General features: G+C 64.5%; 18 protein-coding genes and 1 tRNA gene. 5 read left to right on the top strand and 14 right to left on the bottom strand.

The features are described 5' to 3' along the window. From nuoK to DYI24_RS02165, 13 genes are read right to left on the bottom strand one after another with little or no spacing between them, the layout of a single operon-like run. Positions 1-312: an NADH-quinone oxidoreductase subunit NuoK gene (gene nuoK, locus DYI24_RS02225; protein WP_107344838.1), complete on the bottom strand. Its 312-nt coding sequence runs from the start codon at positions 310-312 to the stop codon at positions 1-3. Further along, entirely contained in the window at positions 309-947 is a 639-nt protein-coding gene (locus DYI24_RS02220; RefSeq protein WP_107344839.1) for an NADH-quinone oxidoreductase subunit J, read from the bottom strand. The genes nuoK and DYI24_RS02220 overlap by 4 nt, the downstream gene beginning before the upstream one ends. Positions 948-956: 9 nt before the next feature. After that, positions 957-1445, bottom strand: coding sequence for an NADH-quinone oxidoreductase subunit NuoI (gene nuoI / locus DYI24_RS02215; RefSeq protein WP_011158491.1), 489 nt, complete (start codon positions 1443-1445; stop codon positions 957-959). Between the two features lie 7 nt (positions 1446-1452). Continuing rightward, positions 1453-2478 (bottom strand): NADH-quinone oxidoreductase subunit NuoH, encoded by a 1026-nt coding sequence (gene nuoH, locus DYI24_RS02210; RefSeq protein ID WP_012496375.1) that lies wholly within the window; start codon positions 2476-2478, stop codon positions 1453-1455. Between the two features lie 9 nt (positions 2479-2487). Further along, the gene (gene nuoG / locus DYI24_RS02205; protein WP_164571089.1) at positions 2488-4563 is read right to left on the bottom strand and encodes an NADH-quinone oxidoreductase subunit NuoG; all 2076 of its coding nucleotides are present in this window, start codon (positions 4561-4563) and stop codon (positions 2488-2490) included. Between the two features lie 5 nt (positions 4564-4568). Then, positions 4569-5894 carry an NADH-quinone oxidoreductase subunit NuoF gene (nuoF, locus tag DYI24_RS02200; protein WP_107344841.1) on the bottom strand — a complete coding sequence of 442 codons (1326 nt, stop codon included), beginning with the start codon at positions 5892-5894 and terminating at the stop codon, positions 4569-4571. A gap of 18 nt (positions 5895-5912) precedes the next feature. Continuing rightward, complete coding sequence (locus DYI24_RS02195) at positions 5913-6128, bottom strand: hypothetical protein (protein ID WP_107344842.1); 216 nt, start codon at positions 6126-6128, stop codon at positions 5913-5915. After that, positions 6125-6874, bottom strand: a complete 750-nt coding sequence (nuoE, locus tag DYI24_RS02190; RefSeq protein ID WP_164571088.1) for an NADH-quinone oxidoreductase subunit NuoE — start codon at positions 6872-6874, stop codon at positions 6125-6127. Before nuoE ends, DYI24_RS02195 begins: the two co-directional genes overlap by 4 nt. A gap of 2 nt (positions 6875-6876) precedes the next feature. After that, positions 6877-7848, bottom strand: a complete 972-nt coding sequence (locus DYI24_RS02185; RefSeq protein ID WP_164571087.1) for an FkbM family methyltransferase — start codon at positions 7846-7848, stop codon at positions 6877-6879. Next, complete coding sequence (locus tag DYI24_RS02180; RefSeq protein ID WP_164571086.1) at positions 7845-9053, bottom strand: NADH-quinone oxidoreductase subunit D; 1209 nt, start codon at positions 9051-9053, stop codon at positions 7845-7847. Before DYI24_RS02180 ends, DYI24_RS02185 begins: the two co-directional genes overlap by 4 nt. A 51-nt stretch (positions 9054-9104) precedes the next feature. Next, complete coding sequence (locus DYI24_RS02175) at positions 9105-9719, bottom strand: NADH-quinone oxidoreductase subunit C (protein ID WP_164571085.1); 615 nt, start codon at positions 9717-9719, stop codon at positions 9105-9107. A 13-nt stretch (positions 9720-9732) separates the two neighbouring features. Further along, on the bottom strand, positions 9733-10350 hold the full coding sequence (locus DYI24_RS02170; RefSeq protein WP_408018706.1) for a NuoB/complex I 20 kDa subunit family protein: 618 nt from the start codon (positions 10348-10350) through the stop codon (positions 9733-9735). Next, positions 10341-10706 (bottom strand): NADH-quinone oxidoreductase subunit A, encoded by a 366-nt coding sequence (locus tag DYI24_RS02165; RefSeq protein ID WP_011158501.1) that lies wholly within the window; start codon positions 10704-10706, stop codon positions 10341-10343. Before DYI24_RS02165 ends, DYI24_RS02170 begins: the two co-directional genes overlap by 10 nt. 311 nt (positions 10707-11017) lie before the next feature. Here DYI24_RS02165 and DYI24_RS02160 point away from each other — a divergent pair, with 311 nt between their 5' ends. Beyond that, positions 11018-11212, top strand: a complete 195-nt coding sequence (locus DYI24_RS02160; protein WP_107355922.1) for a hypothetical protein — start codon at positions 11018-11020, stop codon at positions 11210-11212. Between the two features lie 483 nt (positions 11213-11695). On the opposite strand, the gene DYI24_RS02155 is transcribed toward DYI24_RS02160, so the two are convergent. Beyond that, a tRNA-Asp gene (locus DYI24_RS02155) sits at positions 11696-11771 on the bottom strand. Between the two features lie 254 nt (positions 11772-12025). Here DYI24_RS02155 and DYI24_RS02150 point away from each other — a divergent pair. The 4 genes from DYI24_RS02150 to DYI24_RS02135 all read left to right on the top strand — a co-directional run. Continuing rightward, a complete protein-coding gene (locus DYI24_RS02150; RefSeq protein WP_011158502.1) occupies positions 12026-12337 on the top strand; it encodes an HU family DNA-binding protein in 312 nt (103 codons plus the stop codon). A 255-nt stretch (positions 12338-12592) separates the two neighbouring features. Continuing rightward, positions 12593-13888: a peptidase T gene (pepT, locus tag DYI24_RS02145; protein WP_502706326.1), complete on the top strand. Its 1296-nt coding sequence runs from the start codon at positions 12593-12595 to the stop codon at positions 13886-13888. A gap of 155 nt (positions 13889-14043) precedes the next feature. After that, positions 14044-15288 (top strand): efflux RND transporter periplasmic adaptor subunit, encoded by a 1245-nt coding sequence (locus DYI24_RS02140; protein WP_164571083.1) that lies wholly within the window; start codon positions 14044-14046, stop codon positions 15286-15288. A gap of 28 nt (positions 15289-15316) precedes the next feature. Beyond that, positions 15317-15712 (top strand): efflux RND transporter permease subunit (locus tag DYI24_RS02135; protein WP_205523328.1); only part of this gene is annotated, 396 nt, incomplete at its 3' end.

Raw genomic sequence — 15712 nt, 5'->3', positions numbered from 1 at the left:
CTAGCCCTTCATCAAGTTGATATCTTGCACCGCGATGGTGCCGCGGTTGCGGAAGAACACCACCAGAACCGCGAGGCCGATCGCGGCCTCCGCGGCGGCGACGGTGAGCACCAGCAGCGCGTAAACCTGGCCGACGATGTCGTTCAGGTAGATCGAGAACGCCACCAGGTTGATGTTGACGGCGAGCAGCATCAGCTCGATCGACATCAGGATGATGATGACGTTCTTGCGGTTCAGGAAGATGCCGAGCGTGCCGAGCGTGAACAGCACCGCGGCGACCGACAGGAAATGGCCGAGACCGATCTCGTTCATCGCACCCACTCCGCAGCATCGTTGTCGGACAGGCCCTGCCCCGGCTTGACGTGGCGGATCGCCATCGCCGTCTCCTTGGAGCGGGCGTTCTGCGCGGCGATATCCTGCCGCTTGACCTTCTTCTTGTGGCGCAGCGTCAGCACAATCGCGCCAACCATCGCCACCAGCAGCACCATGCCCGACACCTGGAAGTAGTGGATGTAGCGGGTATAGAGCACGAGGCCGAGCGCCTCGGTGTTGGAGACGCCGGTCGGGATCGGCGATGTCACCGCCTTGGTGACGGTCGGGCTGATCACCCAGCCGCCGGCCAGCAGCAACAGCTCGGCCAGGAAGATGAAGCCGATCAACAGGCCGAACGGCAGATATTCGAGGAAGCCTTCGCGCAGCTGGCTATAGTCGACATCCAGCATCATGATCACGAACAGGAACAGCACCGCGACGGCGCCGACATAGACCACGATCAGGATCATCGCCAGGAATTCGGCCCCCATCAGCACGAACATGCCGGCGGCGTTGACGAACACCAGGATAAGGAACAGCGCGGAGTGCACCGGGTTGCGGGCGACCACGACCATCACCGCGGCGGCGATCGCCACCCCGGCGTAGAGATAGAAGAACAGGACGGGCATCGACATGGCGTCAGCTCACCGGTACGGCGCGTCGAGGGAGATGGCCTTGGCGATTTCGCGTTCCCAGCGGTCGCCGTTGGCCAGCAGGCGGGCCTTGTCGTAGTACAATTCTTCGCGGGTCTCGGTGGCGAACTCGAAGTTCGGTCCCTCGACGATCGCGTCGACCGGGCACGCCTCCTGGCAGAACCCGCAATAGATGCACTTCACCATATCGATGTCGTAGCGCACCGTGCGGCGGGTGCCGTCGTTGCGGCGCGGGCCGGCCTCGATGGTGATCGCCTGCGCGGGGCACACCGCCTCGCACAGCTTGCAGGCGATGCAGCGCTCCTCGCCGTTGGGATAACGGCGCAGCGCGTGCTCGCCGCGGAACCGCGGTGAGATCGGGTTCTTCTCGAAAGGATAATTGATCGTCGGCTTCGGTTTGAAGAAGTAACGCATGGCGAGGAAAAACGCCGATACGAACTCGGTCAGAAGCAGCGAACGGGCGGTAGCGGTGACGTTCATCGAAGCCTCATTTCGGTGCCAGGCCGGCGAACTGCAGGACCGACGCCACGATCACCACCATCGCCAGCGACAGCGGCAGGAACACCTTCCAGCCCAGCCGCATCAACTGGTCGTAGCGGTAGCGCGGCACGATCGCCTTCGCCATCGCGAACAGGAAGAACATGAACAGCAGCTTCAGCGAGAACCAGACGATACCCGGCACCCAGGTGAAGGGCGCGTAAGGCACCGGCGGCAACCATCCGCCGAGGAACAGGATCGTGCCCATCGCGCACATCGTGACGATCGCCACGTACTCGCCGAGCATGAACAGCAGATACGGGGTCGACGAGTATTCGACCATGAAGCCGGCGACCAGTTCCGATTCCGCTTCGACGAGGTCGAACGGCGGGCGGTTGGTTTCGGCCAGCGCCGAGACGTAGAACACCACGAACATCGGGAACAGCGGCAGCCAGTACCAGCCGAGCATGCCCCACTTGCCGTCCTGCGCCTCGACGATCGCGGTCAGGTTCAGCGAGCCGACGCACAGCAGTACGCAGATCACCACGAAGCCGATCGAGACTTCGTAAGACACCATCTGCGCCGCCGAGCGCAGCGCGGCGAGGAACGGGTACTTCGAGTTCGACGACCAGCCCGCCATGATGATGCCGTACACCGACAGTGACGACACCGCGAGGATGTAGAGCACGCCGACGTTGATGTCGGCGATCACCCAGCCGGCATTCACCGGGATCACCGCCCAGGCCGCGAGCGCCAGCACGCAGGTCACCAGCGGCGCCAGCAGGAACAAGCCCTTGTTGGCGCCGTCCGGAATGGTCGGCTCTTTGAGGACGAACTTCAGCAAGTCGGCGAACGACTGCAGCAGACCCCACGGTCCGACCACGTTCGGGCCGCGACGGATCTGCACCGCCGCCCAGATCTTACGGTCGGCGAGCAGGATGTAGGCGATCGCGATCAGGAGGATGACCAACAGCAGCACGCTCTGCCCGATCACCACGAGCAGCGGCCACAGGTTGGTCGCGAAGAATTCAGCCATGGGTCCCGCCTACTCCGCCGCCGTCAGCAATTGCCCCGACGCAAGGCGGGAACATTCCGCCATCACCGCGGACGCCCGCGCGATCGGGTTGGTCATGTAGAAATCGGCGATCACCGGCTTGAACGGCGTCTTCTCGACGCTGCCGCCAGCAGCCGCCAGCTTGCGCAGATCGGCCGGATCGCCGGCCTCGATTTGATCGACCCGCATCAGATGCGGCACCTCCGCGAACAGCGCCTTACGCAGCGCCGCCAGCGAGTCGTAGGGCAGCTTGGCACCGACCGCTTCCGACAGCGCCCGCAGGATCGCCCAGTCTTCGCGCGCATCGCCCGGAGGGAACGACGCCCGATTGGCGATCTGCACGCGGCCTTCAGTGTTGACGTAGATGCCGGACTTCTCGGTGTAAGCGGCGCCCGGCAGAATCACGTCGGCGCGGTGTGCGCCGCGATCGCCATGGGTGCCGATGTAAACCACGAACGCGCCGTCCGGCACCTTGACCTCGTCGGCGCCGAGCGAAAACAGCACGTCGACGCCGCCGGCCGTCGCCATCTCCGCCGCGCCCAGCCCGCCTGCTCCCGGCACGAAACCGATGTCGAGCGCGCCGACGCTGGAGGCCGCCGGATGCAGCACCGCAAAGCCGTTCCAGCCGTCGTCGAGCGCGCCGACGTCGGCGGCGAGCTTGGCGGCCAGCGACAGGATCGCGGCGCCGTCGCGACGCGCGGTCGCCGCCGCACCGACCAGGATGATCGGACGCTTGGCGTTCTTCAGCGTCTCGGCGAAGCCGAGCTTGCCGGCGATCAGATCGTTCAGCGTGTCGGTGCCGGCGCCGAGATAGTTGTAGTGATAGGTCAGCTCGGCCTGATCGCCGATCACACCGATCGGCATGCCGCTGGCCCGCCAGCGCTTGCGGATGCGGGCATTGAGGATCGCCGCTTCCTTGCGCGGATCGGAGCCGATGATCAGCACCGCGTCGGCCTGCTCGATGCCGACGATCCCCGGATTGAAGATGTAGCTGGCGCGGCCGGCCTTCGGATCGAACGCCGCGACGTTCTGCGCCGCGACGTTGGTCGAGCCGAGCTTGGCGAGCAACTGCTTCAGCGCGAACATCTCTTCGACCGCGGCGAGATCGCCGGCGATCGCGCCGATCTTCGGGGCCGAGGAGCCGTCGAGCTTGGCCTTGATTGCGGCGAACGCCTGCTGCCAGCTCGCCGGCTTCAGCTTGCCGCCCTCACGAACGTAAGGCCGGTCGAGCCGCTGCGTGCGCAGGCCGTCGACGACGTGGCGGGTCTTGTCGGAGATCCACTCCTCGTTGATCGCCTCGTTGACGCGCGGCAGGATGCGCATCACTTCGCGGCCGCGGGTATCGAGGCGGATCGCCGAACCGACGCCGTCCATCACGTCCACCGACTGGGTCTTGCCGAGCTCCCAGGGCCGCGCCGCGAAGGCGTACGGCTTGGACGTCAGGGCACCGACCGGACAGATGTCGACCAGGTTGCCCTGCAGCTCCGAGGTCAGCGCCCGCTCGAGATAGGTGGTGATCTCCATATCCTCGCCGCGGCCGATCGCGCCCATTTCCGGCACGCCGCAGATTTCCGCCGCAAAGCGCACGCAGCGGGTGCACTGGATGCAGCGGGTCATCGAGGTCTTGACCAGCACCCCGAGATACTTGTCCTCGACCGCGCGCTTGTTCTCGGCGAACCGGCTCTGATCGACGCCATAGCCCATCGCCTGGTCCTGCAGGTCGCACTCGCCGCCCTGATCGCAGATCGGGCAGTCGAGCGGATGGTTGATCAGCAGGAACTCCATCACGCCTTCGCGTGCCTTCTTGACCATCGGCGATTTAGTCGAGATCTCCGGCGGCTCGCCGTTCGGACCCGGGCGGCAATCACGCACGCCCCAGGCGCAGCTCGCCACCGGCTTCGGCGTGCCCTTCAGCTCGACCAGACACATCCGGCAGTTGCCGGCGATCGACAGCCGCTCGTGGTAACAGAACCGCGGAATTTCGGCGCCGGCGGACTCACAGGCCTGCAGCAGCGTGTACTCCGGCGGAACTTCGACTTCCTTGCCGTCGACGATGATCTTGATCATGGCAGTCACTCCGCCGCTTGCATGTGCGCCGGATCGAGCACGCCCTGATCGTCGAGCGTGGCCTTGCGCGAGAAGTCGTCGATGCGGCGCTCGATTTCCGGGCGGAAGGCGCGGATCAGGCCCTGGATCGGCCAGGCCGCGGCATCGCCGAGCGCGCAGATGGTGTGGCCTTCGACCTGCTTGGTGACTTCCAGCAGCATGTCGATTTCACGCTTGTGGGCGCGGCCTTCGACCATGCGGTCGAGCACGCGCCACATCCAGCCGGTGCCTTCGCGGCACGGCGTGCACTGGCCGCAGCTTTCGTGCTTGAAGAAGTAACTGATGCGCGCGATCGCCGCGACGACATCGGTCGACTTGTCCATCACGATCACGCCGGCGGTGCCGAAGCTCGACTTCACCGCGCGGGTGCCGTCGAAGTCCATGATCAGGTCCTGGCAATCCGCCGCCGGGATCAGCGGGCACGACGCGCCGCCGGGAATGATCGCCAGCAGATTGTCCCAGCCGCCACGAATGCCGCCGCCGTGCTTTTCGATCAGCTCGCGGAACGGAATGCCCATCGCCTCTTCGACGACGCAGGGCGTGTTGACGTGGCCGGAGATGCCGTAAAGCTTGGTCCCAACGTTGTTGGCGCGGCCGATCGACGAGAACCACGCCGCGCCGCGGCGCAGAATGTCCGGCGCGACCGCGATCGACTCGACGTTGTTCACCGTGGTCGGGCAGCCGAACAGACCGACGTTCGCCGGAAACGGCGGCTTCAGCCGCGGCTGGCCCTTCTTGCCCTCGAGGCTCTCGAGCAGCGCGGTTTCTTCACCGCAGATGTAAGCGCCGGCGCCGTGGGCGACGTACAGGTCGAACGGATAGCCGTGGACGTTGTCCTTGCCGATCAGCTTGGCCTCGTAGGCCTGGTCGATCGCCGCCTGCAGCCGCTCGCGCTCGCGGATGAACTCGCCGCGGACGTAGATGTAGCCGGTGTGGGCGCCCATCGCGCAGCCCGCGACCAGACAGCCTTCGACCAGCGTGTGCGGGTCGTGGCGCATGATCTCGCGGTCTTTGCAGGTGCCGGGTTCGGACTCGTCGGCGTTGACGACCAGATAGCTCGGCCGGCCGTCGGCATTGTCCTTCGGCATGAAGGACCACTTCAGGCCGGTCGGGAAGCCGGCGCCCCCGCGGCCGCGCAGGCCCGACGCCTTCATCTCGTTGATGATCCAGTCGCGGCCCTTGTCGATGATCGCCTTGGTACCTTCCCACGCGCCGCGACGGCGCGCGCCCTTCAGCGTCCAGTCGTCGAGACCGTACAGGTTCCGGAAGATGCGGTCCTTGTCGTCCAGCATGGCTTGCGGCGTTCCCTGTCAGCGTTTGGATTGCATGTAAGCGAGCCCGGTAGCGCATCCCCCGAAGGTCAGCGCCCAGATCACGCTCGATTGGAGTGTTGCACCGAGCGCGTAGCGCTGCAGCAGAAATATGAACGCTGCGGCGGCGACACCGTGCAGCAGCATGTAAACGGGGATCGGCATGGCTCTCGCGCTTTCCGCGACGGCGCGCCCCACCGGGGCGGGCGTCGTCATGGCGGGTTCTTCTCGGTGGCGTCTGCTGCGGGCGGCTTGGGCGCGGGGCGCTCCTGGACGTTGGCAGCCACCCCCGCCCGCTTCGCCTCGTCATCGGTCAAGGGCGGCCCGTTGGCGTCGACCGGTGATGCGTTGATACCACCCGTCTTCAGCGTGGTCGGACCGGTAATCGGTGCCGCGTGCTGCCGGCCATTCTGCGGGCCCGGCGTCGGCGGATTGCCGCTGGCGAAACCGTCCAGCACCTTGTTCAGCGTCTCGGGCGTCAGGTCTTCGTAGGTATCCTTCCAGATCTGCACCATCGGCGCGTTCACGCAGGCGCCGGCGCACTCGACCTCCTCCCAGGAGAAGTCGCCGTCGGCCGACAGATGGAACGGGTCGTGATGGATCCGGTTCTTGCAGACCTCGATCAGCTCACCGGCGCCGCGCAGCCGGCACGGCGTCGTGCCGCAGACCTGGACGTGGGCCTTCTTGCCGACCGGGTTGAGCTGGAACATCGTGTAGAAGGTCGCCACTTCCAGCGCGCGGATATGCGGCATCTGCAGCATGTCGGCGACGGTGCGGATCGCCGCTTCCGGCAGCCAGCCGCCGCACTGTTCCTGCGCCCGCCACATGATCGCGATCACCGCCGAGAACTGCCGGCCCGGCGGATACTTGGTGATTTCCTTCTGCGCCCAGGCGAGATTTTCCGCGGTGAACGCGAAGCTCTCGGGTTGCAGCTCTTTCGGTGCCAGACGACGAACGGACATGCTCAGTTTCTCGCCGAGCGCTGCGCCACGCTCGCATTCAGGTGTTGGATCCGGGCCTGCCAGAACGCGCTTGCGGTTCCGACGACGTTGTAGCCGACATTCGACGCGACCTTGATCCGGTCGAGAATGCCGAGGTCGACTACGGCCTCGTAGCGATTGCTTTGCGGGTCGTACACGACCAGCTTCAGCGGGGTGTGTTCGAGGATGAAGCGCGACACCTTGTGATCGCGGTCGCTGCCGTGCTCTTCGCACAGGATCGCGGTGTCTTCAGCGAGCAGCCGCTCGCCGCCGCGGATCGCGTCGATCTCGACACCCTCGACGTCGAGCTTGACGATGTACTTGCCGCCGAGCGGCAGATGGCCGTCGTCGATCAGATCATCGAGACGGATCACCGGCACAGTTTCGCCGTCGGCGCCGGGCTTGCCGGCGATGCTGAACGCCTCGTGCTTGGTGCCCGACAGTTTCGCGGTGCCACGCGCGGCACCGACCGCGCACTTCATCACCGAGAACCGGTTGCCGTTGACCTGCGCATTGTGCGTCAACCGCGCGAAATTCTGGCTCGACGGTTCGATCGCCAGAGTGCGATGCGCACCGAACGGCGCGCTCGACACCAGCACCGACCAGTAGCCGTAATTCGCACCGCAATCGACCAGCGTGTAGTCGACGTCGGCGGCGTCGCGGAACAACAGGTCCAGCTCGATCTCGTAAGAGTAATCGCGCTGCAGCAGCTTGCTCCAATAGCCGTCGCCGTAGGGAAACACGAAGGTCGCGTCGGGATTGAGCTTGATCGCGATATCGCGCTCCGGCAGCGCCTTGCGCATCAAATTCGCCGCGGCGTTGTAACCGCGATACGAGAAGGTCGACGACACCCGCGCGCCCATCACCAGCGCACACGCCGCCATGCGCTCGAGGGCGCCGGCGCCCTCGAGAGCGCCGGTAGCGCGGTCAAACTGGATGGGCCCGGGTGCGTTCACCGATCGACCTCTCCGAACACGATGTCGAGCGAGCCGAGGATCGCCGAGACGTCGGCGAGCAGATGGCCGCGGCTGAGGAAGTCCATCGCCTGCAAGTGAGCAAAGCCCGGCGCGCGGATCTTGCACTTGTACGGCTTGTTGGTGCCGTCAGAGACCAGATACACGCCGAACTCGCCCTTCGGCGCTTCGACCGCGGCATAGACTTCGCCGGCCGGGACGTGGAAGCCCTCGGTGTACAGCTTGAAGTGATGGATCAGCGCTTCCATCGACCGCTTCATCTCACCGCGGCGCGGCGGGAAGATCTTGTGGTCGTCGACCACGACGGGCCCCTGCCCCGCCGGCTCGCGCAACTTGGCAATGCACTGCTTCATGATCCGCACCGCCTGCCGCATCTCTTCCATGCGGATGTGGTAGCGGTCGTAGCAGTCGCCGTTCTTGCCGATCGGGACTTCGAAATCGAGTTCGGCGTAGCACTCGTAAGGCTGCGCCTTGCGCAGGTCCCAGGCTGCTCCCGAGCCGCGCACCATCACGCCGGAGAAGCCCCAGGCCCAGGCCTGATCGAGCGTCACCACGCCGATATCGACGTTGCGCTGCTTGAAGATGCGGTTGTCGCTGAGCAGTCGGTCGAGATCGTCGACCACCGCCGGGAATGCGTCGCACCAGGCATCGATATCGTCGACCAGCTTTGGCGGCAGATCCTGATGCACGCCGCCGACGCGGAAATACGCCGCGTGCATCCGGCTGCCGGATGCGCGCTCGTAGAACATCATCAGCTTTTCGCGCTCTTCGAAGCCCCACAGCGGCGGGGTCAGCGCGCCGACGTCCATCGCCTGCGTGGTGACGTTGAGCAGATGCGACAGGATGCGGCCGATCTCGGCGTACAGCACGCGGATCAGTTGCGCGCGGCGCGGCACCGCGATCCCCAGCAGCTTTTCCACCGCGAGGCAGAATGCGTGCTCCTGGTTCATCGGCGCGACGTAGTCGAGCCGATCGAAATACGGAATGGCCTGCAGGTAGGTCTTCTGCTCGATCAGCTTTTCGGTGCCGCGATGCAGAAGGCCGATATGCGGATCGACCCGTTCGACCACCTCGCCGTCGAGCTCCAGCACCAGACGCAGCACGCCGTGCGCCGCCGGATGCTGCGGGCCGAAGTTGATGGGGAAGTTGCGGACGCTGGCAGCGTCGGGAGCAGCAGCGTCAGCCATGGAGCGGGCTCCGCGTCAAAGCGAATAGCGAATTACGAACAGCGAACGACGTCACGACTTCACTCCCGCCTTCTCGTCTCCGGGAAGGACCGGATAGTCAGCCCCTTCCCAGGGCGATAGGAAGTCGAACTTACGGAACTCCTGATTGAGCCGCACCGGCTCGTAGATCACCCGCTTCTGGTCGTCGTCGTAGCGAACCTCGACGAACCCGGTCAGCGGAAAATCCTTGCGCAGCGGATGACCTTCGAAACCATAATCAGTCAGCAGCCGGCGCATATCGGGATGACCGGTGATGATGATGCCGTAGAGGTCGTAGGCTTCGCGCTCGAACCAGTCGGCGCCGGGGAAGACCTCGATGATCGACGGCACCAGCGTGGTCTCGCCGACTTCGGCCTTGACCCGCACCCGCTCGTTCAGCTTCGGCGACAGCAGGTGGTAGACGATCTCGAACCGCTCCGCGCGCCCCGGATAATCGACCGCGGTCATGTCGATGAAGCTGATGAAGCGGAAACGCGGATCGTCGCGCAGCAGCCGCATCACCTCCACGATTTTGCCGGCATCGACGGTCAGCGTGAGCTGACCGAACGCGACGGAGTGACCGGTCGCGATTCCCGGCAAGGCGCCGACGATCGTCTGACCCAGGGTGTCGAGCCCGTTGTCGTCCATGAAACAGCCTTCTTCAGCGTTCGATAGTGCCGGTCCGCCGGATTTTCTTCTGCAACAGCATCACGCCGTACAGCAGCGCTTCGGCGGTGGGCGGACAGCCGGGCACATAGATGTCGATCGGGACGATGCGGTCGCAGCCGCGCACCACGGAATACGAATAGTGATAGTAGCCACCGCCGTTGGCGCACGATCCCATCGAGATCACGTACCGCGGCTCCGGCATCTGGTCGTAAACCTTGCGCAGCGCCGGGGCCATCTTGTTGGTCAGCGTGCCGGCGACGATCATCACGTCGGACTGACGCGGCGACGCACGCGGCGCGAAGCCGAACCGCTCGGCGTCGTAACGCGGCATCGACAACTGCATCATCTCGACCGCGCAGCAGGCGAGACCGAACGTCATCCACATCAGCGAGCCGGTGCGCGCCCAGGTGATCAGGTCATCGGTCGCGGCGACGAAGAAGCCCTTGTCGGACAACTCGCGGTTGACGTTGAGAAAGAACGGATCGTCCGCCCCGACCGGCTTGCCGGTGTTGGGGTCGATGATGCCGGTGGCGGGCCGCGCGATCAGCGGCTGCGCGCCGGTCGGATATTGCGACGGCGTCGGCTGCATCGTTTCAGGCCTCAATCCCATTCCAACGCGCCCTTCTTCCATTCGTAGGCAAAGCCGACGGTCAGGACGCCAAGGAATACCATCATCGACCAGAAGCCGGTTGCGCCCAGCTTGCCGAAGGCAACCGCCCACGGAAACAGAAATGCGACTTCAAGGTCGAAGATGATGAACAGAATGGCGACGAGGTAGAATCTGACGTCGAATTTCATGCGGGCATCGCTGAAAGCATTGAATCCGCATTCATAGGCGGAGAGCTTCTCGGGGTCCGGTTGCTGATACGCCACCGCGAACGGCGCCACCAGCAAAACGAAGCTCAAACCAGCCGCAACGATGATAAAAACGACGATTGGCAGGTAGTTAGACAGAATGCCACTCATCACCCGTTCCCTAACCCCGCGGCTGTTGCGCTGCCGCAGACTCGTTCGCATTTGAATTGTTCTACCGCTTAGCGCAGTGCAACAGGGGGCGCAAGCCAAGCTGTGGCAAGACCGAGGTCCTCGGCGTGAATCCGATCCTCACCTGCACGAATTCGTGACTCATCATTCACAACCGAACTCGTCAACGCGTTAGAAACCATACGCAGCGCGGACGAAACCATTTTCGGAACCGGCGAAACTTTCCTGAAACACACGCAAGGCTATCGTCCGTTTGTCGACGCGGCAACAACAAGCGCCGCGGGGAGGCAGCGATGAACCACTCTTTGCATTCAGCGGATCGTGCGACCCACCTGAAGATCGTGGTGGTGGCTCTCATCGCAGGTATCAGCGTAGCAGCGCTGGGGATTACAGCCCGCACCACCGCAGCCGACAGCCAGACGGCCCAGGTCATCAAGGCCACCAAGCAGATGACCGTCACGGACTCTGGCCGCTCGACAGTGAGATAGCCACACATCCCCGACCGCGCATCAGCGGTAACAGAGGGTTGAGAAGGCCGCCACCTCGGCGGCCTTTTGCATAGCAGCCAGATGCAAACAGCAAGCATTCTCGATGCATCCGCGCCAGCGCGCGTCAGTGCCCTCGCCTGCTATCCGCGGATCGAGCCAGAGACCCGCGCAGACTCAGCCTGAGAGCCCGACTGGACATGCGGGCCATCAAATCGAGCACTTTCGTTTCCATCCGTTGCCCGGCCTTGTGGCGGGCATCACGTCTTGCAGCGAAACGGCGAGAAAAGGCGCGGATGGCTTGGACAAGCCCGGCCATGACGAAACTAATCGTCAATGGGACGGCTTGTGAAAGCCTTTGAATGTGTTGCCCGCATTTCCGGTCGGGCTCTGAGGCCCAGACGGCAAACAGCATCTGACCGCGATGAGATCGCTGTGAACTTCAGGAGGTTTCAGAGGGGGACTGCAGTGCGCCAATCGCCATCTTGGCGAAGTGGCGACGGGGCTCGAACCCGCGACCTCCGGCGTGACAGGCCGGCGCTCTAACCAACTGAGCTACTCCCGCGTGGTTTGCGTCAACCGCCGCAGTGGCGGTCGAATTAAAGGGCTCGCTCCCCCAAGTCAAGCGGCTTGAGGCAGAGATTCCCATTCTCGTGCACAGCCTTTGCATTTCGCCTTTAATGTCGGCATTTTTCGACACCCGAATGCAAATAATGCGCTGTTTACGGGGCAAACGACGTAGGCAGCGCCCACCCGAATCGTCTAAGCCCTGCTACGTCTTAGTTTCTAAGCCGCCACACACAGCAGGAGGGCTATATGGCGAAGAAAGCAGTTGCCAAATCCGCGACGCCGGCGACGGTGACCCTGAAGCATCTCGCAGCGGCGCTCGCGGAAGAGCACGAGCTGTCGAAGAAGCAGACCGAAGCCATTCTGGGCGACATGGTGACCCGCATCACCAAGCACCTGAAGAAGGGTGAGCGCATCCGGATCGTCGGCCTCGGCATCCTCCAGGTTCGCAAGCGCGCCGCCCGCATGGGCCGCAACCCGGCCACCGGCGAGCAGATCCAGATCAAGGCCTCCAAGAAGGTGGCGTTCCGCGCCGCCAAGGAACTCAAGGAAGCGATCTGATTCTGCTTCCAGAGCGTTTTTCAACGGGCGACTCGGTTGTCCCGGGTCGCGTGAAAAACGCTCGTCGCAGCAATGCGCTGGAGTGCAGGTCCTGATCGGATCGGGATCAGAACTCCAGTTCAGATTGAAGAACGGCAGGCTCGGGCATCCGCCCCGCCTGCCGTTTCTTTTTGGCGGCGCAGCACGCCGCTCCCTGGGTCGCGCCGCAGGTCAGGACCGGATATCAACAGGAATGCCGCGTGCCCGAAGCGCATGATGCTGCGTTCGGGTGCTGCGAGCCTGCAAGGGAGTTCGGACGTGACCGCGATTAACTTCGACTTCACCGTGTTGGAGCGTTTTCTCCGCTACGTCACCATCGACACCCAATCGGACCCGCATTCCGAATCCTGCCCGTCCACAGAAAAGCAAAAAGACCTCGGCACGCTGCTGGCGCAGGAGCTGCGCGAACTCGGCCTCGCCGACGCGCATCTCGACCAGCACGGCTACGTCTACGCGACGATTCCTTCGACCACCGCGAAGCAGAACGTCCCGGTGATCTGCTTCTGCGCCCACATGGACACCTCACCCGATTGTTCAGGCGCCGGCGTCAAACCGCAGGTGTGGAAGGACTATCAGGGCGGGGACATCGTCCTGCCGGGTGATTCCTCACAGGTGATTCGACGCACGGAGCATCCGGCGCTGTCGACTCAGATCGGCCACGACGTCGTCACCAGCGACGGTACCACCCTGCTCGGCGCCGACAACAAGGCCGGCGTCGCCGAGATCATGGATGCGGCGCGGTTTCTGTTGGCGCACCCGGAGATCAAGCACGGCACGCTCAAGATCCTGTTCACCCCGGACGAAGAAATCGGCCGCGGCGTCGATAAAGTCGATCTCGCCAAGCTCGGCGCCGATTTCGCCTACACCATGGACGGCGAAAGCGCCGGTCACATCGAGGACGAGACGTTTTCGGCCGACAGCGCGCTGATCACCATCGAAGGCGTCAGCGCCCATCCGGGATTCGCCAAGGGCAAGATCGAGCACGCCATCAAGATCGCCGCCGCGATTATCGAGCGGCTGCCCAAGACCGGCTGCTCGCCGGAAACGACCGAAGGACGCGAAGGCTTCCTGCATCCGATCGGAATCACCGGCACGCTGGAGAAAGCCAGCGTCAGCTTCATCGTCCGCGACTTCACCGAGGCCGGGTTGAAGGACAAGGAGACGCTGCTGCAGAGCATCGTCGAAGAGGTGATGCTGGATTATCCGCGTTCGCGCGCCAGGATCGAGATCCAGCCGCAATATCGCAACATGAAGCAGGTGCTCGACCGCCATCCCGAGTTGGTCGAGAACGCCCGCGAAGCGATCCGCCGCGCCGGCCTCACGCCGGTCACCGCCGCGATCCGCGGCGGCACCGATGGCGCGCGGCTGTCGTTCATGGGCTTGCCCTGCCCCAACGTGTTCGCCGGCGAGCACGCCTTCCACTCCCGTCTGGAATGGGTCAGCCGTCAGGACATGGAGAAGGCAGTCGAGACCATCGTGCATCTGGCGACGATCTTCGAAGAGCGAGCCTAGCAAGAGCGAGTAAGAGTCCGTCGGAGCTCCGCTGCGCATTCGGTGACGCGCAGAGCAGCCACCATTTTGTCCCAATCGTTGGACCACCACCGAGGAATCAGTTCTGAGTTCCCGTGCCGCAACGATCTGCCTGCGCGCGACACGGAGACATTCGGATGATTTGCGCCCGCTTCGCATCTTTGGCGTCTGCCCGACGGGTCGGGATCGCTGCGCTGATCGCAGGCGCGCCCCTCCTCCTCGCGGGCTGCAAGGAAGAGAACAAATACGCCGCGCCGCCACCCGCCAAGGTCACCGTCGCCAACCCAACGCAGGCGCCCGTGACGCTCTATGCGGAATTCACCGGCAACACCTCGCCGGTCGCCTCGGTCGATCTCGAAGCGCGGGTGCAGGGCTTTATCGAGAGCATCGATTATCTCGACGGTGAAGCGGTCAAGAAGGATCGCGAGCTGTTCAAGATCGAGAAGGCGCAATACCAGGCCCAGGTCGACCTGCAACAGGCCCAGCTCGACGGCGCCAAAGCCAAGCAGGCCAACGCCCAGCGCGAAGCCGACCGGCAGTCGATCCTCGGCCAGAAAGACGTCGCCTCGCAGCGCAACGTCGACGACGCCCAGACCAATCTGGCGGCGGCCAACGCCCAGGTCGCAGCCGCGCAGGCGTCGCTGGCACTGGCCAAGACCTCGCTCGGCTACACCACGGTGACGGCACCGTTCGACGGCGTGGTGACGCGGCGCCTGGTCAACGTCGGCACCCTGGTCGGATCGGCCGGCCCCACCAAGCTCGCCACCATCCTCCAGGTCGATCCGCTGTACGTGTATTTCAACATCACCGAGCAGCAGCAGATCAATCTGCGCGACGCGCTCGCCAAGCGCGGCAAGACGCTGAAGGACATGCGCGAAGAACGGCTGGAAATGCCGATCCAGGTCGCGCTGTCGTCCGACACCTCGTTCCAATATGCCGGCAAGGTCGACTACATCGCGCCGCAGGTCGATCCGTCGACCGGCACGCTGCAGCTCCGCGGCACGCTGCCGAACAAGGATGTGGCGCTGGTGCCCGGCCTGTTCGTGCGGGTTCGCGTCGCGGTCGGCAAGCTCGACGACGCGCTGTTGATCAACGACACCGCGGTGATGTCCAACCAGACTGGCAGCTACGTGATGGTGGTCGGCGCCGGCGACGTGGTCGAGCAGCGCCAAGTCACGCTCGGCCCGCAGGAAGGACAGCTCCGGGTCATCACCAAGGGCCTGAAGGCCGACGACCGGGTGGTGATCGGCGCGATCCAGCGCGCGATCGCCGGCAACACCGTCGCGCCGGTCGCCGGAGCGATGGCGGCCGCCCCGACGGCGCCGACACCGGCCCCCGCTGCGCTGAACCCTGGAGCCGAATCCGGCACCGCGAAACCCTGAGCCCACCGGCCCTCACGAGGCGTTGCCCATGTTCTCGCGCTTCTTCATCGAACGGCCGGTGTTGTCCAACACCCTCGCCTTCCTGATCGTCCTGCTCGGCGTCCTGGCGCTGATGCGGCTGCCGGTCTCGCAATATCCCGACGTGGTGCCACCGACGGTGTCGGTCACCGCGACCTATCCGGGCGCCAGCGCGCGCACCGTGATGGATTCGGTGGCGCTGCCGATCGAACAACAGGTCAACGGCGTCGAGGGCATGATCTACATGCAGTCGACCAGCGCCAGCGACGGCAGCTACAGCCTGATCGTCACCTTCGACATCGGCACCGACCCGAACATGGCGCAGGTGCTGGTGCAGAACCGGGTGTCGCTCGCCAGCGCGCAATTGCCGACTTCGGTCTCGACCCAAGGCCTCAACATCAAGAAG

This window comes from Rhodopseudomonas sp. BR0C11 (assembly GCF_010820945.1).
GTDB lineage: Bacteria > Pseudomonadota > Alphaproteobacteria > Rhizobiales > Xanthobacteraceae > Rhodopseudomonas > Rhodopseudomonas palustris_H.
This window is presented reverse-complemented; position numbering and strand designations above follow the sequence as displayed.

Bases quoted from the DNA above. Each gene is read 5' to 3' on its own strand.
- nuoK (WP_107344838.1), bottom strand. From the start codon at position 312: ATGAACGAGATCGGTCTCGGCCATTTCCTGTCGGTCGCCGCGGTGCTG.
- DYI24_RS02220 (WP_107344839.1), bottom strand. From the start codon at position 947: ATGTCGATGCCCGTCCTGTTCTTCTATCTCTACGCCGGGGTGGCGATC.
- nuoI (WP_011158491.1), bottom strand. From the start codon at position 1,445: ATGAACGTCACCGCTACCGCCCGTTCGCTGCTTCTGACCGAGTTCGTA.
- nuoH (WP_012496375.1), bottom strand. From the start codon at position 2,478: ATGGCTGAATTCTTCGCGACCAACCTGTGGCCGCTGCTCGTGGTGATC.
- nuoG (WP_164571089.1), bottom strand. From the start codon at position 4,563: ATGATCAAGATCATCGTCGACGGCAAGGAAGTCGAAGTTCCGCCGGAG.
- nuoF (WP_107344841.1), bottom strand. From the start codon at position 5,894: ATGCTGGACGACAAGGACCGCATCTTCCGGAACCTGTACGGTCTCGAC.
- DYI24_RS02195 (WP_107344842.1), bottom strand. From the start codon at position 6,128: ATGACGACGCCCGCCCCGGTGGGGCGCGCCGTCGCGGAAAGCGCGAGA.
- nuoE (WP_164571088.1), bottom strand. From the start codon at position 6,874: ATGTCCGTTCGTCGTCTGGCACCGAAAGAGCTGCAACCCGAGAGCTTC.
- DYI24_RS02180 (WP_164571086.1), bottom strand. From the start codon at position 9,053: ATGGCTGACGCTGCTGCTCCCGACGCTGCCAGCGTCCGCAACTTCCCC.
- DYI24_RS02175 (WP_164571085.1), bottom strand. From the start codon at position 9,719: ATGGACGACAACGGGCTCGACACCCTGGGTCAGACGATCGTCGGCGCC.
- DYI24_RS02170 (WP_408018706.1), bottom strand. From the start codon at position 10,350: ATGGGATTGAGGCCTGAAACGATGCAGCCGACGCCGTCGCAATATCCG.
- DYI24_RS02165 (WP_011158501.1), bottom strand. From the start codon at position 10,706: ATGAGTGGCATTCTGTCTAACTACCTGCCAATCGTCGTTTTTATCATC.
- DYI24_RS02160 (WP_107355922.1), top strand. From the start codon at position 11,018: ATGAACCACTCTTTGCATTCAGCGGATCGTGCGACCCACCTGAAGATC.
- DYI24_RS02150 (WP_011158502.1), top strand. From the start codon at position 12,026: ATGGCGAAGAAAGCAGTTGCCAAATCCGCGACGCCGGCGACGGTGACC.
- pepT (WP_502706326.1), top strand. From the start codon at position 12,593: ATGCTGCGTTCGGGTGCTGCGAGCCTGCAAGGGAGTTCGGACGTGACC.
- DYI24_RS02140 (WP_164571083.1), top strand. From the start codon at position 14,044: ATGATTTGCGCCCGCTTCGCATCTTTGGCGTCTGCCCGACGGGTCGGG.